16 protein-coding genes are annotated in these 16475 nt (G+C 72.0%); 5 read left to right on the top strand and 11 right to left on the bottom strand.

All coding sequences use genetic code 11. From position 1 onward, the window contains the following. Positions 1-6: 6 nt before the first annotated feature. Complete coding sequence (locus AC1DUE_RS11860; RefSeq protein WP_477039625.1) at positions 7-1455, top strand: aldehyde dehydrogenase family protein; 1449 nt, start codon at positions 7-9, stop codon at positions 1453-1455. Further along, positions 1452-2300: an aldehyde dehydrogenase family protein gene (locus tag AC1DUE_RS11855; RefSeq protein ID WP_477039624.1), complete on the top strand. Its 849-nt coding sequence runs from the start codon at positions 1452-1454 to the stop codon at positions 2298-2300. Before AC1DUE_RS11860 ends, AC1DUE_RS11855 begins: the two co-directional genes overlap by 4 nt. On the opposite strand, the gene AC1DUE_RS11850 is transcribed toward AC1DUE_RS11855, so the two are convergent. Beyond that, positions 2297-3316 carry an SLAC1 family transporter gene (locus AC1DUE_RS11850; protein ID WP_477039623.1) on the bottom strand — a complete coding sequence of 340 codons (1020 nt, stop codon included), beginning with the start codon at positions 3314-3316 and terminating at the stop codon, positions 2297-2299. The two genes, AC1DUE_RS11855 and AC1DUE_RS11850, sit on opposite strands and share 4 nt — an antisense overlap. Positions 3317-3409: 93 nt before the next feature. On the opposite strand from AC1DUE_RS11850, the gene AC1DUE_RS11845 reads away from it, so the two are divergent. Beyond that, positions 3410-4306 (top strand): LysR substrate-binding domain-containing protein, encoded by an 897-nt coding sequence (locus tag AC1DUE_RS11845; protein WP_477039622.1) that lies wholly within the window; start codon positions 3410-3412, stop codon positions 4304-4306. A gap of 9 nt (positions 4307-4315) precedes the next feature. On the opposite strand, the gene AC1DUE_RS11840 is transcribed toward AC1DUE_RS11845, so the two are convergent. The 10 genes from AC1DUE_RS11840 to AC1DUE_RS11795 form a co-directional block, all read right to left on the bottom strand. Continuing rightward, positions 4316-5443, bottom strand: coding sequence for an adenosine deaminase (locus AC1DUE_RS11840; protein ID WP_477039621.1), 1128 nt, complete (start codon positions 5441-5443; stop codon positions 4316-4318). A 49-nt stretch (positions 5444-5492) separates the two neighbouring features. Continuing rightward, positions 5493-5708 (bottom strand): hypothetical protein, encoded by a 216-nt coding sequence (locus tag AC1DUE_RS11835; RefSeq protein ID WP_477039620.1) that lies wholly within the window; start codon positions 5706-5708, stop codon positions 5493-5495. A 36-nt stretch (positions 5709-5744) separates the two neighbouring features. Beyond that, positions 5745-7028 (bottom strand): thymidine phosphorylase, encoded by a 1284-nt coding sequence (locus AC1DUE_RS11830; RefSeq protein ID WP_477039619.1) that lies wholly within the window; start codon positions 7026-7028, stop codon positions 5745-5747. Next, a complete protein-coding gene (locus AC1DUE_RS11825; protein ID WP_477039618.1) occupies positions 7025-7423 on the bottom strand; it encodes a cytidine deaminase in 399 nt (132 codons plus the stop codon). The genes AC1DUE_RS11830 and AC1DUE_RS11825 overlap by 4 nt, the downstream gene beginning before the upstream one ends. Positions 7424-7428: 5 nt before the next feature. Next, positions 7429-8724 (bottom strand): ABC transporter permease, encoded by a 1296-nt coding sequence (locus AC1DUE_RS11820; RefSeq protein WP_477039617.1) that lies wholly within the window; start codon positions 8722-8724, stop codon positions 7429-7431. Beyond that, a complete protein-coding gene (locus AC1DUE_RS11815) occupies positions 8721-9959 on the bottom strand; it encodes an ABC transporter permease (RefSeq protein ID WP_477039616.1) in 1239 nt (412 codons plus the stop codon). The genes AC1DUE_RS11820 and AC1DUE_RS11815 overlap by 4 nt, the downstream gene beginning before the upstream one ends. Then, positions 9956-11665: an ABC transporter ATP-binding protein gene (locus AC1DUE_RS11810; RefSeq protein WP_477039615.1), complete on the bottom strand. Its 1710-nt coding sequence runs from the start codon at positions 11663-11665 to the stop codon at positions 9956-9958. The genes AC1DUE_RS11815 and AC1DUE_RS11810 overlap by 4 nt, the downstream gene beginning before the upstream one ends. 115 nt (positions 11666-11780) lie before the next feature. After that, positions 11781-12896 carry a BMP family lipoprotein gene (locus tag AC1DUE_RS11805; protein ID WP_477039614.1) on the bottom strand — a complete coding sequence of 372 codons (1116 nt, stop codon included), beginning with the start codon at positions 12894-12896 and terminating at the stop codon, positions 11781-11783. Between the two features lie 190 nt (positions 12897-13086). Further along, a complete protein-coding gene (locus AC1DUE_RS11800; RefSeq protein ID WP_477039613.1) occupies positions 13087-14319 on the bottom strand; it encodes an amidohydrolase in 1233 nt (410 codons plus the stop codon). 20 nt (positions 14320-14339) lie between these two features. Further along, positions 14340-15449, bottom strand: coding sequence for a mannose-1-phosphate guanylyltransferase (locus AC1DUE_RS11795; RefSeq protein ID WP_477039612.1), 1110 nt, complete (start codon positions 15447-15449; stop codon positions 14340-14342). A gap of 155 nt (positions 15450-15604) precedes the next feature. On the opposite strand from AC1DUE_RS11795, the gene sdhC reads away from it, so the two are divergent. Both sdhC and sdhD read left to right on the top strand, forming a co-directional pair. Further along, complete coding sequence (gene sdhC, locus AC1DUE_RS11790) at positions 15605-16012, top strand: succinate dehydrogenase, cytochrome b556 subunit (protein ID WP_477039611.1); 408 nt, start codon at positions 15605-15607, stop codon at positions 16010-16012. Continuing rightward, positions 16012-16470, top strand: coding sequence for a succinate dehydrogenase, hydrophobic membrane anchor protein (gene sdhD, locus AC1DUE_RS11785; protein WP_477039610.1), 459 nt, complete (start codon positions 16012-16014; stop codon positions 16468-16470). The genes sdhC and sdhD overlap by 1 nt, the downstream gene beginning before the upstream one ends. Positions 16471-16475: the final 5 nt, after the last annotated feature.

Here is a 16475-nt window from a genome sequence, read left to right as displayed (position 1 = left end):
CCCCTGATGACATTCCTCGACTACGCCCCGGCACCGGAGTCCCAGGCGATCCTCAACCTGCGCAGCGAGTACGGGTTGTTCATCGGCGGAGAGTTCCGGGCGGGCGGCGGCACGCCGTTCTCGTCGATCAACCCGGCCACCGAGAAGCACATCGCGACGATCGCGACGGCGTCCGAGGCCGACGTGGACGCAGCGGTCGCCGCAGCGCGCAAGGCCTACGACAAGACCTGGTCGCGCCTCTCGGGAGCCGACCGCGGCAAGTACCTGTTCCGGATCGCGCGGCTGGTCCAGGAGCGGTCCCGCGAGCTGGCGGTCGCGGAGTCGCTCGACAACGGCAAGCCGATCAAGGAGAGCCGCGACGTCGACGTGCCGCTCGTCGCGGCCTGGTTCTTCTACTACGCCGGCTGGGCCGACAAGCTCGACCACGTCGGCCTCGGCGCCGCGCCCGCTCCCCTGGGCGTCGCCGCGCAGGTCATCCCGTGGAACTTCCCGCTGCTCATGCTCGCGTGGAAGATCGCCCCGGCGCTCGCGGCCGGCAACACCGTCGTGCTCAAGCCCGCCGAGACCACGTCGCTGACCGCGCTGCTGTTCGCGGAGATCGTCCAGCAGGCCGACCTGCCCCCGGGCGTCGTCAACATCGTCACCGGTGCCGGCTCCACGGGCGCCGCCCTCGTCGGCCACAAGGACGTTGACAAGGTCGCCTTCACGGGCTCGACGGACGTCGGTCGCGCGATCGCCAAGCAGGTGGCCGGCACGCGCAAGAAGCTCACGCTGGAGCTGGGCGGCAAGGCGGCGAACATCGTGTTCGACGACGCGCCGATCGACCAGGCCATCGAGGGCATCGTCAACGGCATCTTCTTCAACCAGGGCCACGTCTGCTGCGCCGGCAGCCGGCTGCTGGTGCAGGAGTCCGTGCACGACGAGGTCGTCGACCGGCTCAAGGCGCGCCTGTCGACGCTGCGCCTGGGCGACCCGCTGGACAAGAACACCGACATCGGGGCGATCAACAGCGCGGAGCAGCTGGAGCGGATCCGCACCCTGAGCGACATCGGGGACGCCGAGGGCGCCGAGCGCTGGACGGCCGCGTGCGAGATCCCGGCCAACGGCTTCTGGTTCGCGCCGACGATCTTCGACAACGTCTCGACGAGCCACCGGATCGCCCGCGAGGAGATCTTCGGCCCGGTGCTGTCGGTGCTCACGTTCCGCACCCCCGCGGAGGCGATCGCCAAGGCGAACAACACGCCCTACGGCCTGTCGGCGGGCATCTGGACCGACAAGGGCAGCCGCATCCTCGCGGTCGCCGACCAGCTGCGCGCGGGCGTCGTCTGGGCCAACACGTTCAACCGGTTCGACCCGTCGAGCCCGTTCGGCGGCTACAAGGAGTCCGGCTACGGCCGCGAGGGCGGCCGGCACGGCATCGCCGCGTACCTGAAGAGCAACGGAGCCACCAAGTGAGCCGGCTGGCAGTACCGAAGACCTACAAGCTCTACATCGGCGGCGCGTTCCCGCGCAGCGAGTCGGGGCGCACCTACGAGATCGCGAGCGCCAAGGGCGCGTTCCTGGCCAACGCCGCCAAGGCGTCCCGCAAGGACGCCCGCGACGCGGTCGTCGCCGCGCGTGCGGCCGTCGCCGGCTGGTCGGGTGCGACCGCCTACAACCGCGGGCAGGTGCTGTACCGGATCGCGGAGCTGCTCGAGGGTCGTCGCGAGCAGTTCGTCGCGGAGATCGTCGACGCCGAGGGCGTCTCGGTGTCCAAGGCGACGGCGCAGGTGGACGCCTCGATCGACCGCTGGGTCTGGTACGCGGGCTGGGCCGACAAGTACGCGCAGGTGGCCGGCAACGCCAACCCCGTCGCCGGGCCGTACTTCAACATCTCGGTGCCCGAGCCGACCGGCGTCGTGGCCATCGTCGCGCCGCAGGACTCCTCGCTGCTCGGTCTCGTCTCCGTGGTCGCGCCGGCCCTCGTCGCGGGCAACACCGTGGTCGTGGTGGCCTCCGAGCGGCTCCCGCTCTCGGCGATCAGCCTGTCCGAGGTCCTCGCGACGAGCGACGTGCCCAAGGGCGTCGTCAACGTGCTGACGGGGTCTCCGGCCGAGATCGCGCCCTGGCTGGCGAGCCACGCGGACGTCAACGGGCTCGACCTGGCCGGCGCGGGCGACCTCGACTGGGTCGACCTGCAGATCGCCGCGGCGGACACGCTCAAGCGCGTGCTCCCGCCCGAGGAGGTCGGTCAGTCGCTGGGCCGCATCACGGCGTTCACCGAGACGAAGACGGTCTGGCACACGAAGGGTCTGATCTAGGCGAGCAGCCGCTGCGCGTTGCGCGCGGTCAGCGTCCCGACGACGGCCCACGCCACGACGAGCGCCGCGTAGAGGCCGACGGCCGACCACGCGAACACCGCTGCGCCGGTGCTCGCCGCCAGGGCGCTGGACCCGGTGACGACCGTGCCGACCGGGAACGTGAAGCTCCACCAGGGCAGCCCGAACGGCGGCCGGGCGCGCAGGGTCACGACGACGACCACGGCGAGCCAGAGCATCGCGAGCACCCAGGCCACGAGCCCGTACCGCACGCCGAACGCGCGTGCCGCCGAGCCCGTCGCCAGACCGAGCCCGTGCGCGGCCGTGATCGACTGGCCGAGCGGGCCGAGGACGATCCACAAGGTCGGCACGAGCGCGGCCGGCCCGACGCCGTGCCGGAGCAGCCGACGCCCGATCGGCACGACCACGACGACGCTCGCGACCAGCGCGACCCCGAACATCGCGTAGCAGGCCACCAGCATCGCCTCCCGGCCCGGGCCGTCCGGCATCTCCGCCACCAGCAGCGCACCGCTCGCGGCGGAGACCATGGGCGGCACGACGGGCATCAACCAGCCGCCGAACGCGTCGCCGGTGTAGGCGCGACGGGGCACGACGGCCGCGCAGACCAGCCCGCCCACCGTGCCGACGATCCAGAGCGTCCAGGCGACGACGAGGGCCGCGTGCAGCCCGACCAGGTCACGGCCGAACAGGAGCGCCCCGGAGCCGACCGTCAGGAGCGCCATCGGCATGGCGCCGTAGAAGCTGCCGAGCACGGGGTGCCGCAGGTGGCCCCGGGCGGTCGCCGGGTGCTGCACCCAGTGCGCCACCGTCGCCGCGGTCACGACGACGAGCAGCAGCACGGCCAACAGCCACACCGCCGGCCCGAACCGATCCAGGCCGGGGACCGGCAGCGTGACCGAGGCGTTCGCGACGATGCCGGTCGCCATGACGGACGCGTACCAGTTGGGCCCAACCGCCGACAGGCGTCGCACCTCCGCCCGGTCCACGGTCGTCGTCATGCGTCCAGCGTGCGTGCGGTCCGGCGGTGCCGGTAGCGGTCTTCGGCTGATCGAGCCATAGGGTCGATTTATGTCTACACATAGACTGACGTGATGAGTCTCGCCCGCGTGCCCGACCTCGACTCGCTCGAGCTGCTCATCCGGGTGGCTTCCACCGGAAGCCTCGGTCTGGCGGCGGCCGAGCACGGCATCAGCCAGCCGGCGGTCTCGGCGCGGGTCAAGAGCATGGAGCGGCTGGTCGGGTTCCCGCTGGTCACCCGAAGCCCGCGCGGCTCGACGCTGACCACGGAGGGATCGCTGCTGGCCGACTGGGCGCGCGACGTGCTGCACGCCGCCGCGGTGCTCGAGGCCGGCATCGGCTCGCTGCGTCACGACCGACAGGAGCGCCTGCGGGTGGCCGCCAGCCTCACGGTCGCCGAGCACCTGCTCCCGCTCTGGCTCGTGCGCCTGGCCGCGACCCGACCGGAGACGGCCGTGAGCCTCTCGGCGCTCAACTCCGCGGACGTCGCCGCCCAGGTGCTCGACGGGGCGGCCGACCTCGGGTTCGTCGAGGGACCGCGCATCCCGCCGGGCCTCGACAGCCAGACCGTGGCCCGCGACCGGCTGGTCGTCGTCGTCCCGCCCGGCCACCCGTGGGCGCGGCTGCGCAGGCCGCTGGCCCCCGAGACGCTCGCCGCGACCCGCCTCGTGCAGCGCGAGCCCGCCTCCGGGACGCGCACCGCCCTCGAGGAGGCACTGCAGGAGTGGGCGCCGCTGGCCACCCCGCTGCTGGAGCTGGCCAACACGAGCGCGCTGCGCTCGGCGGTCGCGGCGGGCGCCGGTCCGGCGGTGCTCAGCGAGCTCGCGGTCGCCGACGACGTCGCCGCCGGCCGGGTGGTGCGCGTCCCCGTCCGCGACCTCGACCTCACGCGCTCGCTGCGGGCGGTGTGGCCGCGCGGCCAGGCGCCGACGGGCTCTGCGCGCGACCTGCTGGCGATCGCGAGCCGCTGACGCGTCCTCCTAGGCGGAGTGGCGCCCCGGGCGGGCGGCGGCGTACGCGGGCAGGATCACGGTCTCGATGAGCGCCTGGCGCTCGTCGTGGTGCAGGAACGAGTGGGAGGCGGCGGTGACCGTGACGTCGCGCAGGTCGTCGAGCGTCCAGCCCGCCTCCTCGACCAGGAGCGTCAGCTCCCGGCCCAGCGACGTGCGCGACTGCAGCCGGTTGTCGGTGTTCACGGTGACCGCGAACCCGAGCTGCTTCAGGCGGGTCACGGGGTGCTCGGCGACCGACGCAGCCCCGCCGGTCTGCAGGTTCGACGACGGGCACAGCTCGAGCGGGATCCGCCGGTCGCGGACCCAGTGCGCCAGCAGCCCGAGCCGGTCGCCGAGCTCGTCGGCCGTCACGTCGTCGATGAGCCGGACGCCGTGCCCGACGCGCGCCGCCTGGGCCAGGTGGACCGCCTCGGCGATCGAGTCGAGCCCGGAGGCCTCGCCCGCGTGCACGGTGGCCGGGAAGTTCGCGTCGCGCAGGGTCTCGAACGCGGAGATGTGCCGCGACGGCGGGAACCCCTCCTCGGCGCCGGCGATGTCGAAGCCGACCACGCCGTTGTCGCGGTTGGCCAGCGTCAGCTGGACGATCTCGTCCCAGCGGTCCGCGTGCCGCATCGCGGTGACCAGGGTGCCGATGCGGATCGTGCGACCCTGCGCGGCCGCCTCGGCGACCCCCTCGGCGAACCCGGCCTGCACGGCGTCGACCACCTGCTGGAGCGAGAGGCCCTTCTCCAGGTGCTGCTCAGGGGCGTACCGCTGCTCGGCGTACACGACCCCGTCGGCCGCGAGGTCGATCGCCGACTCCCGGGCGACCCGGCGCAGGTGCTCCTCGGTCTGCATCACGGCGATGGTGTGGTCGAACGTCTCGAGGTAGAGCGGCAAGGTGCCCGAGGACGCGGCGTCGTAGAACCAGTCACGCAGGGCGTCGGCGTCCGTGGCGGGCAGCTCGTGCCCCGCCTCGGCGGCCATCTCGATGATGCTCTGGGGGCGCAGGCCGCCGTCGAGGTGGTCGTGCAGGAGCACCTTGGGCAGCGCAGGGATCTTCGCGACGAGGTCCTCGGCGGGCGCGACGGCAGGGGGCTCGGCGGGGGTGCTCATGGCCTCACCGTACCGAAATGTCCGGCTCGGGCCCCCCGGGCCTCGGGTTTCACCCGGGGCCGTCCTCCTCGTCGCCGACCTCGGTGTCCTGCTCGACGACGTCGGCCTCGTCGGCACGTCCGTCGAGGTCAGGGCGCGCGAAGTCGGGCTCGTAGTCCTCGTCGTCGCTCACGTCCGTGTCGTCGACGAGGCTCAGCGGTCGGTGCGGGTCCACCGGCACCAGTCCGGCGTCCCGCCAGGCGTCACTCCCGGGAACGGTGCTCATGCCTCCATCGTGCCCCCGGCTCGCGGCACGCGCGCGTCAGGCCTCGACGCGGTCGATGACGAGCGGTCGGACGCCCACCGGGGTTCCGGCAGGAGCGACGACGACGCCACCGGCGAGCGCCTCGCGGGCCCGCTCGAACCGTTCCGGGGTGTCGGTGTGCAGGGTCAGCAGCGGCTGCCCGGCGCGGACGATGTCGCCGGGCCGCGCGTGCAGCTCGACGCCCGCGCCCGCCTGCACGGGGTCCTCCTTGCGCGCGCGCCCGGCCCCCAGCCGCCAGGCCGCGATGCCGACGGCGTAGGCGTCCAGGACCGTCACGGTCCCGTCGGCCTCGGCCAGCACCTGCTCGGTCTCGCGCGCCACGGGCAGGGTCGCGTCGGCGTCCCCGCCCTGCGCCGCGATCATCCGCTTCCAGGCGTCCATCGCCCGGCCGTCCGCGAGGGCGTCGGCGGGGTCGCCGGGCACGCCGGCGGCCTCGAGCATCTCGCGCGCGAGCGCCACGGTCAGCTCGACGACGTCGGCCGGACCGCCGCCCGCCAGCACCTCGACGGACTCCCGCACCTCGAGCGCGTTGCCCGCGGTCATGCCCAGCGGTGTGGACATGTCGGTGAGCAGCGCGACGGTCTTCACCCCGGCGTCGGTGCCGAGGTCGACCATCGTGCGGGCCAGCTCGCGTGCGCGGTCGATGTCCTTCATGAACGCGCCGGACCCGACCTTCACGTCGAGCACCAGCGCGCCCGTGCCCTCGGCGATCTTCTTGCTCATGATCGACGCGGCGATCATGGGGATCGACTCGACGGTGCCCGTGACGTCGCGCAGCGAGTAGAGCTTGCGGTCGGCGGGGGCGAGCCCGGAGCCGGCCTGGCAGATGACCGCGCCGACGTCCTCCAGCTGCGCCATCATCTCCTCGTTGCTCAGCGCTGCGCGCCAGCCCGGGATCGACTCCAGCTTGTCCAGCGTGCCGCCGGTGTGCCCGAGGCCGCGGCCGGACAGCTGCGGCACGGCCACCCCGAACACGGCGACCAGGGGGGCGAGCGGCAGCGTGATCTTGTCGCCGACGCCGCCCGTGGAGTGCTTGTCGGCGGTCGGCCGGGACAGCCCCGAGAAGTCCATCCGCTCGCCCGACGCGATCATCGCGGCGGTCCAGCGGGCGATCTCGGCGCGGTCCATCCCGTTGAGCAGGATCGCCATCGTGAGGGCCGACATCTGCTCCTCGGCGACCGCGCCGCGCGTGTAGGCGTCGACCACCCAGTCGATCTGCGCGTCCGTCAGCCGGTGGCCGTCCCGCTTGGCGACGATGACGTCGACGGCGTCGAAGCTCATGCCCGCTCCTCGAGGTCGGCCGGCCCGAAGGCGTCGGGGAGCACCTCGGTCATCGGCTTCACGCCGTGCGTCGTCTCGACGAGCAGACGCGCTCCCCCGTGCTCCCAGAGCAGCTGCCGGCAGCGGCCGCAGGGCATCAGGACGTTGCCGTGCTTGTCGACGCACGTGAACGCCACGAGCCGCCCGCCCCCGGACACGTGCAGGCCGGAGACGAGGGCGCACTCGGCGCAGAGCGTGACCCCGTACGAGGCGTTCTCCACGTTGCAGCCGACGACCACCCGGCCGTCGTCGACGAGCGCGGCGGCGCCCACCGGGAACTGCGAGTAGGGCGCGTACGCGCGGTGCATGACGTCGGTGGCGGCGGCCCGCAGGGCGTCCCAGTCGATGGTGTCCACAGGGCTCACTTCGTGTACGGGATTCCCTCGGCGGCCGGCGGGCGCACGCGGCCGACCAGACCGGCCACGGCGAAGATCGTCGCGAGGTACGGGAGCATCGCGAGCACGTCGCTCGGGATGGGCGAGCCGAGGTTGTTCAGCACGCGCCGCAGGGCGTCGGCCAGGCCGAAGAACAGCGACGCCGCCAGGGCGCCCTTGGGGCTCCACCGGCCCAGGATCATGGCCGCGAGGGCGATGTAGCCCTTGCCCGACGTCAGCTCCTTGGTGAACGCGAGGCCCGCCGACACCAGAGCCGCGCCGCCGAGGCCGGCCAGAGCCGAGCCGAGGATCGTGGACCGCACGCGCGTGGCGTTGACCTTGATGCCCACGGTGTCGGCGGCCTTGGGGTGCTCGCCGACCGCCCGCATGCGCAGGCCCCAGCGGCTCCGGAAGACCAGGATCTGCAGCACCGCCACGGCGATGTACATGAGGTAGACGATCATCGAGTGGTCGAACAGCACCGGGCCGATGACCGGGATCTGCGATAGGCCCGGGATCGGCAGCGTGGGCAGCCGAGGAGGCGAGTTCAGCTTCTGCGGGTCGTCGGTGAGCAGCGTCGAGAACAGGTAGTTGGTCAGGCCGATGACGAGCACGTTGAGCACGACGCCGACGATGATCTGGTCGACCCGGTACCGGATGGCGAAGAGCACCAGCCCGCACCCGACGAGCGCACCGGCCACCAGGGCGGCGATCAGGCCGGTGTACGCGTTCTGGGTGGTCGACGAGACGACGACCGCCAGGAACGCACCGGCGAGCATCTGCCCCTCGATGGCGATGTTGATGATGCCCGAGCGCTCGCACAGCAGGCCGGCCATGGCACCGAACACCAGCGGGACCGACGCGACCAGCGCCGTGGTGAGCAGCAGCGTGAACGGCAGCGCGTTGGCGTTGCCGGCCATGACCCACACCAGCAGCGCGAACAGGACCAGCACGCCGTACACGGGCGCGAGCCACACCGGCGCCTTGCGGCGGGCCCGGGCGAGCACGAGCGCGTAGACGCCCAGGCCGATGGCGATCAGCGACAGGATCGACGCGGTCAGCCGCGACGGGACCGCGAACTGGTCGATCTTGAAGAAGTCGTTCGGCGTGGCCACCTGGAACGTCGTGACGTCCGACGCCGGCGTCAGCAGCCCGAAGAAGACGAGCGACAGGACCCCGACGACGAGGTAGGTGATCGGCCCGCGGTAGCGGATGCCGACCTGGACGGGGGTGACGAGAGACTCGTGCGCGCTGGGCGCTTCTGGTGCGGCGAGCGTGCTCACGCGGCTGCCCTCTTCCGGTCGTAGCCGAACAACGTCGCGGTCCAGTGGAAGATCGACAGCTCACGGACCAGGGGCGGTGCGGCGATCAGCAGGACGATCACGGCCTGGATGACGAGCACCAGGTCGATCGGGGTGCCGGCGGAGGTCTGCATCAGCGGCGACCCTGCCCGCAGCGCCCCGAAGAGCAGCGCCGCGAGCACGGTGCCGAGGGGTCTCGATCTCCCGAGCAGCGCGACGGTGATGGCGTCGAAGCCGATGGACCCGGCGCTGCCGGCCTGGAACGTCTTGTCGGTGCCCAGGATCTGCATGGCACCGCCGAGCCCGGCCAGGCCACCGGCGATGAGCATGACCAGCACGAACATGAGCGGCACGCGGATGCCGGCGGTGCGGGCGGCGTCCTGGTTGGCGCCGATGGCCCGGAACTTGAACCCGAGCGTCGACCGCTCCATCACCCACCACACGACGACCGCGGCGAGGATCGCGATGATGAAGCCGAGGTGCAGGCGGAACTGCGGTCCCAGCAGCAGCGGCATCACGGCGGTGTCGCGCACCGGCGGCGTCACGGGACGCTGACCGCCGGGTTGGCGCAGCACCGACGTGGTGAGCAGGTAGGAGACGAGGTAGAACGCGATCGAGTTGAGCATGATCGTGACGATCACCTCGCTGGCCCCCGTGCGCGCCTTGAGGAACCCGGCGATGCCGGCCCAGAGGCCACCGACGATCATCGCCGCCGCGCAGGCCGCGATGACGTGCAGGCCGACCGGGAGCTCGGCCTTGAAGCCGACGTACGCACCGGCGGCCGCACCGACCAGGACCTGGCCCTGGGCGCCGATGTTGAACAGCCCGGACCGGAAGCCGATGCCCAGACCGAGGCCGGCGAGGATCAGCGGCACCGACGACACCATCGTCTCGGTGATCGGTCGGATCCGGCGGGCGCCCGTGGCCTGGTAGTCGTAGATCGCGCCGCGGAAGAGGGCCGAGTACGTCGAGTAGATGGCGTCCCACGCGGCGCTGAAGAAGTCCTGCGGCCGGGCGGTGACGTAGCCGAACGCCTTCTGGGACGCCGGGTCGGCGGCCACGACGAGGATCGCGGCGAGGCACAGGGCGATGAAGATGGCGACGATGACGGTGGTCGTCGTCGAGTCCATCACGGCCTGCAGGTACGGCCGCTTGGGGCCCGAGGGCTCCTCGGATGCCGGCGCGGGCGCGGGTGCGTCCTGGACGGTGGCGGTCACGCCTGCTCCTCCTCATCGTTCGTCGGGGCGGCGACGGCCTCCGGCACGGGCGGCGCCGGCGGGGTCGGGGCGACTGGTGGGGCCGGAGCGGCGGCGGCGGGAGCGGCTGCAGGGGCCGGGCCGTCGAGGTCGAGGTCCTCGACCACCGCGTCCACCTCCGCGAGCGCCGTGTGGTGCCCCGCCGCCTGCTCACGCGCCTGGTCGAGCGGGACGCCCGCCATCATCAGGCCGAGCACGTCGCGGTCGGAGGTGTGCCCGCCGTCGATCACGCCGATGATCTTGCCGCGGTACATGACGGCGATCCGGTCGGCCAGCGCGAGCACCTCGTCGAGCTCCGTCGACACGATGATGACCGGAGTGCCCTTGTCGCGCTCGGAGACGATCCGCTTGTGCACGAACTCGATGGATCCCACGTCGAGCCCACGGGTCGGCTGCGACGCGACGAGCAGCCGCAGCGGCCGGGACATCTCGCGGGCCAGCACGACCTTCTGCTGGTTGCCGCCGGACAGGGTGCTGACGGGGTCCTGCACCGACCGGACCCGGATGTCGAACTCCTCGACGCGGTGCGCGGCGTTCTCCGCCACGCGCGCGGGGCTCAGGGAGCCGGCGCGGGCGTAGGGCTTGCTGCGGTGCATGTCGAGGATGAGGTTCTCGGCGATGGAGAACGAGGAGATCAGGCCGTCGGTGCTGCGGTCCTCGGGGACGAAGCCGACGCCGGCCTCGATCACCCCGGCGACCGACCGTCCGCCCAGCTCCGTGCCGTCGAGCAGCAGGGAGCCGCTGGCCGGCTTCTGGAGCCCGAGGATGGTCTCGGTCAGCTCGGTCTGGCCGTTGCCCTGGACCCCGGCGATCGCCAGGATCTCGCCGCGGCGGACCTCGAACGAGACGTCGTCGACCACCGCGACGCCGTTGGCGTCGAACACGGTGAGCGCCTTCACGGCGAACGACGCCTCACCGGGCGTCGCGTCGGCCTTGTCGACGGCCAGGCTCACGGAGCGTCCGACCATGAGGGAGGCGAGCTCGACCTCGGTGCTCGCGGGGGTGGCCGTCCCGACCACGCGACCGCGGCGGATGACGCTGATGGTGTCCGCGACGGCGCGGACCTCGCGCAGCTTGTGCGTGATGAAGACGATGGACGTCCCGGCGGCCTTGAGCTGGCGCATGATCGCGATCAGCTCGTCGGTCTCCTGGGGCGTGAGCACGGCGGTCGGCTCGTCGAGGATCAGGACCTCGGCGTTGCGCGAGAGCGCCTTGATGATCTCGACGCGCTGCTGCACGCCGACGGGGAGGTTCTCGACGAGCGCGTCGGGGTCGACGGCGAACCCGAACTGGTCGGAGATCTCCCGGACGCGGCGACGCGCCTCCTTGAGGTCGATGAGCCCGCCGGCGGCCGTCGGCTCGTGACCGAGCACCACGTTCTCCGCGACGGTGAACACCGGGATGAGCATGAAGTGCTGGTGCACCATGCCGATGCCGGCCGCCATCGCGTCGCCGGGACCGGCGAACGTCCGCGGCTGCCCGTCGACCAGGATCTGCCCCGCGTCGGGCTGGTAGAGCCCGTACAGGACGTTCATCATGGTCGACTTCCCGGCGCCGTTCTCGCCGAGGAGTGCATGGATCTCGCCTGGTGCGAACGTCAGGTCGATGCCGTCGTTGGCAACCAACGAGCCGAAACGCTTGGTGATGCCTCGCAGTTCGAGCTGCACGCTCGCCGCCTTCCACCCGATCCTGTGAGCGACATTAGCCCTGCTGGGCGCTGACGCACGGGGGGCCCGGAACGTGTCCGTCCCGGGCCCCCCGTCGACGCCTGGCGCTACAAGGTCAGCTGACCTTGTTGGCCGACGGCGAGTCGACGACCAGCGAGCCGTCGATGATCGCAGCCTTGAGCTCGTCGATCTTGGCGGAGAGCTCGGCCGGCACCTGCGACTCGAAGTCGTGGAAGGGCGCGAGCGCCACGCCACCGTTCTCGAGCGTGCCGACGTACGGCGTGTTGCTGAAGTCGCCCGACGACGAGGACTTGATCGTGTCGAAGACGGCGGCCTGGATCTGCTTCATCACCGAGGTGAGCAGCAGGCTCTTGTACTGGTCGTTGGCGGGCTGCAGGTAGCCGTCCGAGTCGACCCAGATGACCGACGTGCCGGGGTGCTGGCTCGCGGCGTTCAGCGAACCGGCGCCGACCGGGCCGGCGACGGGCAGGATGATGTCCGCGCCCGCGGCGATGAACTGCTCGGTCGTGGTGCGGCCGGCCTCGGTGTCGGAGAAGTTCCCGATCATCGAGCCGTTCTGCGCGGCCTTGTCCCAGCCGAGGAGCTTCACGGACGTGCCGTTGTCGGTGTTGTAGGCGTCGATCCCGTCGGAGAACCCGTCCATGAAGATGGTGACGGACGGGAACGGCTGACCGCCGAACGTGGCGACCGTGCCGGTCTTCGACATGCCCGCGGCGAGGTAGCCCGCGAGGTACGACGACTCCTGCGTGTTGAACAGGAGCGGCTTGGCGTTGTCGATCGTGACGGGCGCGAAGTTCTCGTCGGAGAACGCGGAGTCGACGAGCGCGAAGTCGATGTCCGGGTTGGCCGTGGCGGCCGCCTGGACGGCGTCCTCGAGCGCGAAGCCGACGCCGATGATGAGGTTGCAACCCTGCTGGACCATCGAGTCAACGTTGGTCGTGTACTGGCCCGGGTCGGTCGACTCGGCGGACTTGATCGTCACGCCCAGCTCGCTCTCGGCCTGCTGCATGCCCTTGAAGCCCGACTCGTTGAACGAGGCGTCGTCGAAGCCACCCTCGTCCGACACCATGCACGCGGTGTAGTCGACCGTGGCGGCGGCGCTGGAGCCACCGTCGGTGGGGTTGCTCTCGTCCTCCGGTGCACTGCCACACGCCGCAAGCGCGAGCGCGAGCGCCCCGCCGAGCGCAGCCACTCGAATGATCTTGTTCACGCGCGTCTCCTGAATCTCGTCAGCTTCTCGCCGGGCAGGCTCCGTGCGCCCTGTGGCACGACCGTGTGCCTGACCGGCATTGATGGTTCGGACACTAGCCAGCCGCGCGTGACGCGCATGTTACCGATGGGTATCCCCGCAGGTAACGTTACCGACTTGGTATATCCGCCCAGGTGGCGGACGTCCTGTCTCAGCCCGCGAGAAGCGCGGCCCGGGCGAGGAAGAGGGCGCCGACCTCGACCGCGCGCTCGTCGACCCGCAGGTCGCCCTGGTGGATGTCGTACGTGTGACCGCCCGGCGTGCGGGTGCCCAGCCGGGCCATCGCACCCGGCACCCGCGTCAGGTACCAGGCGAAGTCCTCGCCGCCGAGCGACTGCTCGGTCAGCAGCACGGACCCCGCTCCGAGCACGCTGCGTGCGGCCTCCTCGAGCACGCCGGTGGACTGCTCGGCGTTCTCCACGGGAGGCACGCCGCGGTGGTGGCGCACCTCGACGTCCACCTCGAGCGACGCCACGACGTTCTCGACGGCCGCGTGGAACACCTCGGAGGCCTTCTCCCACGCCCGGACATCCAGGCAGCGCAGGGTGCCGTTGAGGGTGCCGATCGGCGGGATCGCGTTGTGTGCCGAGCCGGCCTGGACCGCGCCCCACGTGAGGTTGACGCCGGAGCGTGGGTCGAGCCGGCGGCCGAGGATCGCGGGGACCTGCGTGATCACCTGGCCGAGCGCGAACACCACGTCGCCCGTCAGGTGCGGTCGCGACGTGTGGCCGCCGGGGCCGGAGATGGTCACCGTGACCTCGTCGCTGGCCGACGTGATCGGCCCGATGCGCGTGCCGACGTGCCCGACGTCGACCTTGGGGTCGCAGTGGAACGCGAAGATCTGCCCGACGCCGTCCAGGCCGCCCGCCGCGAGCACGTCGAGCGCGCCACCGGGCTGGACCTCCTCGGCCGGCTGGAACACGAGCCGGACGCCGGTGGTCAGCTGGTCGGCGACCTGGGCCAGGAGCAGTCCCGCGCCGAGGACCGCAGTCGTGTGCACGTCGTGCCCGCAGGCGTGCGCGATCCCGCGGGTGGTCGACGCCCACGGCAGACCCGTGGTGTCGATTACGGGCAGCGCGTCGAGGTCCGCGCGCAGCGCGATCCGCTGCCGTCCCGTCACCGCCGGCCCCGGGCCGATGTCGCACAGGAGGCCGGTGCCGGGCAGGAGGTGCGGGTGCAGGCCCGCCGCCCGCAGCCGGTCCGCCAGCAACGCCGTGGTGCGCACCTCGGTGCGGCCGAGCTCCGGGTGGGCGTGGATGTCCCGGCGGATCGCGACGAGCTCGTCGCGCAGGCCGTCGTACAGGGCGGCGAGCTGCGCCGCGACGGGCTCCGTGGGAGCGGGACGCAGCGAGCTCAGCGGGGCGACAGGGGTGAGGTCGGGCACGGTTCGACCCTATCCGCGGATCAGAGCAGGTCGTCGCGCCCCAGCGCGCGCCAGCCGTCCACGCCCTGCTTGACGGCCTGCGCGTTGGCCCGGGTGGTGACGAGCACCGCGCCGGGGGTGTCGACGACGACGGCGTCGGGCAGCCCGATGACCGTGACGGTCCGGCCGTCGCCCGCGACGACCAGGGAGCCCTCGGCGTCGATGCGCTGCACGGCCGACGGGTCGCCGAGGGTCCCACCCTCGAGCAGCACCGCGAGCGAGGCGAAGTCGCCCACGTCGTCCCAGCCGAAGTCGCCGGGCACCACGGCGACGCCTCCGGCCGCGGCGACGGGCTCGGCGATCGCGTGGTCGATGGCGATCTTGGTGAGGCCGGGCCAGACGCGGTCCAGCACGGCGGCCCTGTCCGGGCCGTCCCACGCGGCGGCGATCTCGACCAGACCCGCGGCGAGCGCGGGCAGCTGGGCGGCGAGGTGGTCGAGCAGCACGCGCGCCCTGACGATGAACATGCCCGCGTTCCAGCGGTACTCGCCGGTGGCCAGGTACGCGGTCGCGGTCTCGGCGTCGGGCTTCTCGGCAAACCCGGCGACGTGCTGGGCGCGCGGGGCCTCGTCGAGACCCAGGCTCTGCCCGGAGCGGACGTACCCGAACGCGGTGGACGGCTCCGTGGCGCGGATGCCGATCGTGACGACGTACCCTGCCTGCGCGGCGACGACGCCCTCGCGGACCGTCTCTTCGAACAGGTCGGTCCCGGAGATCACGTGGTCGGCCGCGAAGGACCCGAGCACGACGTCCTCGCCGTGGCGCTCCAGCAGCACCGCGGCGGCGAGACCGATCGCGGCCATCGAGTCCCGAGGCGACGGCTCGGCGAGCACCTGGCCCTGGCCGAGCTCCGGCAGCTGCCCGGCGACGGCCTGCGCGTGCCGCGCCCCGGTGACCACGAGGATCCCCGCGTCGCCCGCGAGCGGTCGTAGCCGGTCGACCGTGCCCTGCAGCAGCGTGCGCCCGGTTCCCGTGAGGTCGAGCAGGAACTTGGGGTGACCCGCGCGCGAGAGCGGCCAGAGCCGGGTGCCCGCGCCGCCGGCGGGGATGACGGCGTGGAAGCCCGAGATGGTCGATCCGCTGGAAGACATGGGGGTCAGGGTAGCCATGAGCTCCCTGGTGTCCAGCATGTGGAGTACCTCACAGGGGGCCCTCCCTGTGAGGTCGGGGTGGAAGTCGTTCACTACAGTGAGGTCGTCTAGGGACGCCGTCGTCCGCACCTCTGACTCGCCAGGAGGATCCCCCAGTGTCCGCAGCGCCCGATGCGCCGGTGAAGCGCAAAGCGCCCGCCGGGACGCTCTACCGAGGGCGAGAAGGCATGTGGTCGTGGGTCGCGCACCGCGTCACCGGCGTCGCGATCTTCTTCTTCCTCCTCGTGCACGTCCTCGACACGGCTCTCGTCCGCGTCTCCCCCGAGGCCTACAACGACGTGATCGGCACGTACAAGAACCCGATCATGGGCCTCGGTGAGGCCGGCCTCGTCGCGGCGATCGTGTTCCACGCGTTCAACGGCATCCGCATCATCCTGGTGGACTTCTGGGCCAAGGGCCCGAAGTACCAGCGCCTGATGCTCTGGATCGTGATCGGGCTGTTCGTCGTCACCATGGCCGGCTTCCTGCCCCGCCACCTGATGCACGTGTTCGGGGGCGAGTGATGAGCACCATCGCCGACCCGAAGGCGCCCCGCGCCCCCAGGGCCCGTCCGGCCCGCCTGACCACCCGCGGCAACACCGAGCTGTACGGCTGGGTCTTCATGCGCGCGTCCGGCGTGATCCTGCTGGTCCTGATCTTCGGGCACCTGTTCGTCAACCTCGTCGCGGGCGAGGGCGTCAAGGCGATCGACTTCGGCTTCGTCGCCGGCAAGTGGGCATCGCCGTTCTGGCAGGTCTGGGACCTGCTCATGCTCTGGCTCGCGATGATCCACGGCACCAACGGCGTGCGGACGATCGTCAACGACTACGCGGAGCGCGACGGCCTGCGCCTGACGCTCAAGGTCCTGCTCTACCTCGCCTTCATGATCGTCGTCGTGCTGGGCACGCTCGTGATCTTCACGTTCGACCCGTGCCCGACGGGCTCGCCGGCGGACCTGCTCCCCTCGTTCTGCACCGCCTGACGAGA

Source organism: Cellulomonas sp. P4_A2 (assembly GCF_056402515.1).
This window is presented reverse-complemented; position numbering and strand designations above follow the sequence as displayed.

Bases quoted from the DNA above. Each gene is read 5' to 3' on its own strand.
- AC1DUE_RS11860 (WP_477039625.1), top strand. From the start codon at position 7: ATGACATTCCTCGACTACGCCCCGGCACCGGAGTCCCAGGCGATCCTC.
- AC1DUE_RS11850 (WP_477039623.1), bottom strand. From the start codon at position 3,316: ATGACGACGACCGTGGACCGGGCGGAGGTGCGACGCCTGTCGGCGGTT.
- AC1DUE_RS11845 (WP_477039622.1), top strand. From the start codon at position 3,410: ATGAGTCTCGCCCGCGTGCCCGACCTCGACTCGCTCGAGCTGCTCATC.
- AC1DUE_RS11840 (WP_477039621.1), bottom strand. From the start codon at position 5,443: ATGAGCACCCCCGCCGAGCCCCCTGCCGTCGCGCCCGCCGAGGACCTC.
- AC1DUE_RS11835 (WP_477039620.1), bottom strand. From the start codon at position 5,708: ATGAGCACCGTTCCCGGGAGTGACGCCTGGCGGGACGCCGGACTGGTG.
- AC1DUE_RS11830 (WP_477039619.1), bottom strand. From the start codon at position 7,028: ATGAGCTTCGACGCCGTCGACGTCATCGTCGCCAAGCGGGACGGCCAC.
- AC1DUE_RS11795 (WP_477039612.1), bottom strand. From the start codon at position 15,449: ATGTCTTCCAGCGGATCGACCATCTCGGGCTTCCACGCCGTCATCCCC.
- sdhD (WP_477039610.1), top strand. From the start codon at position 16,012: ATGAGCACCATCGCCGACCCGAAGGCGCCCCGCGCCCCCAGGGCCCGT.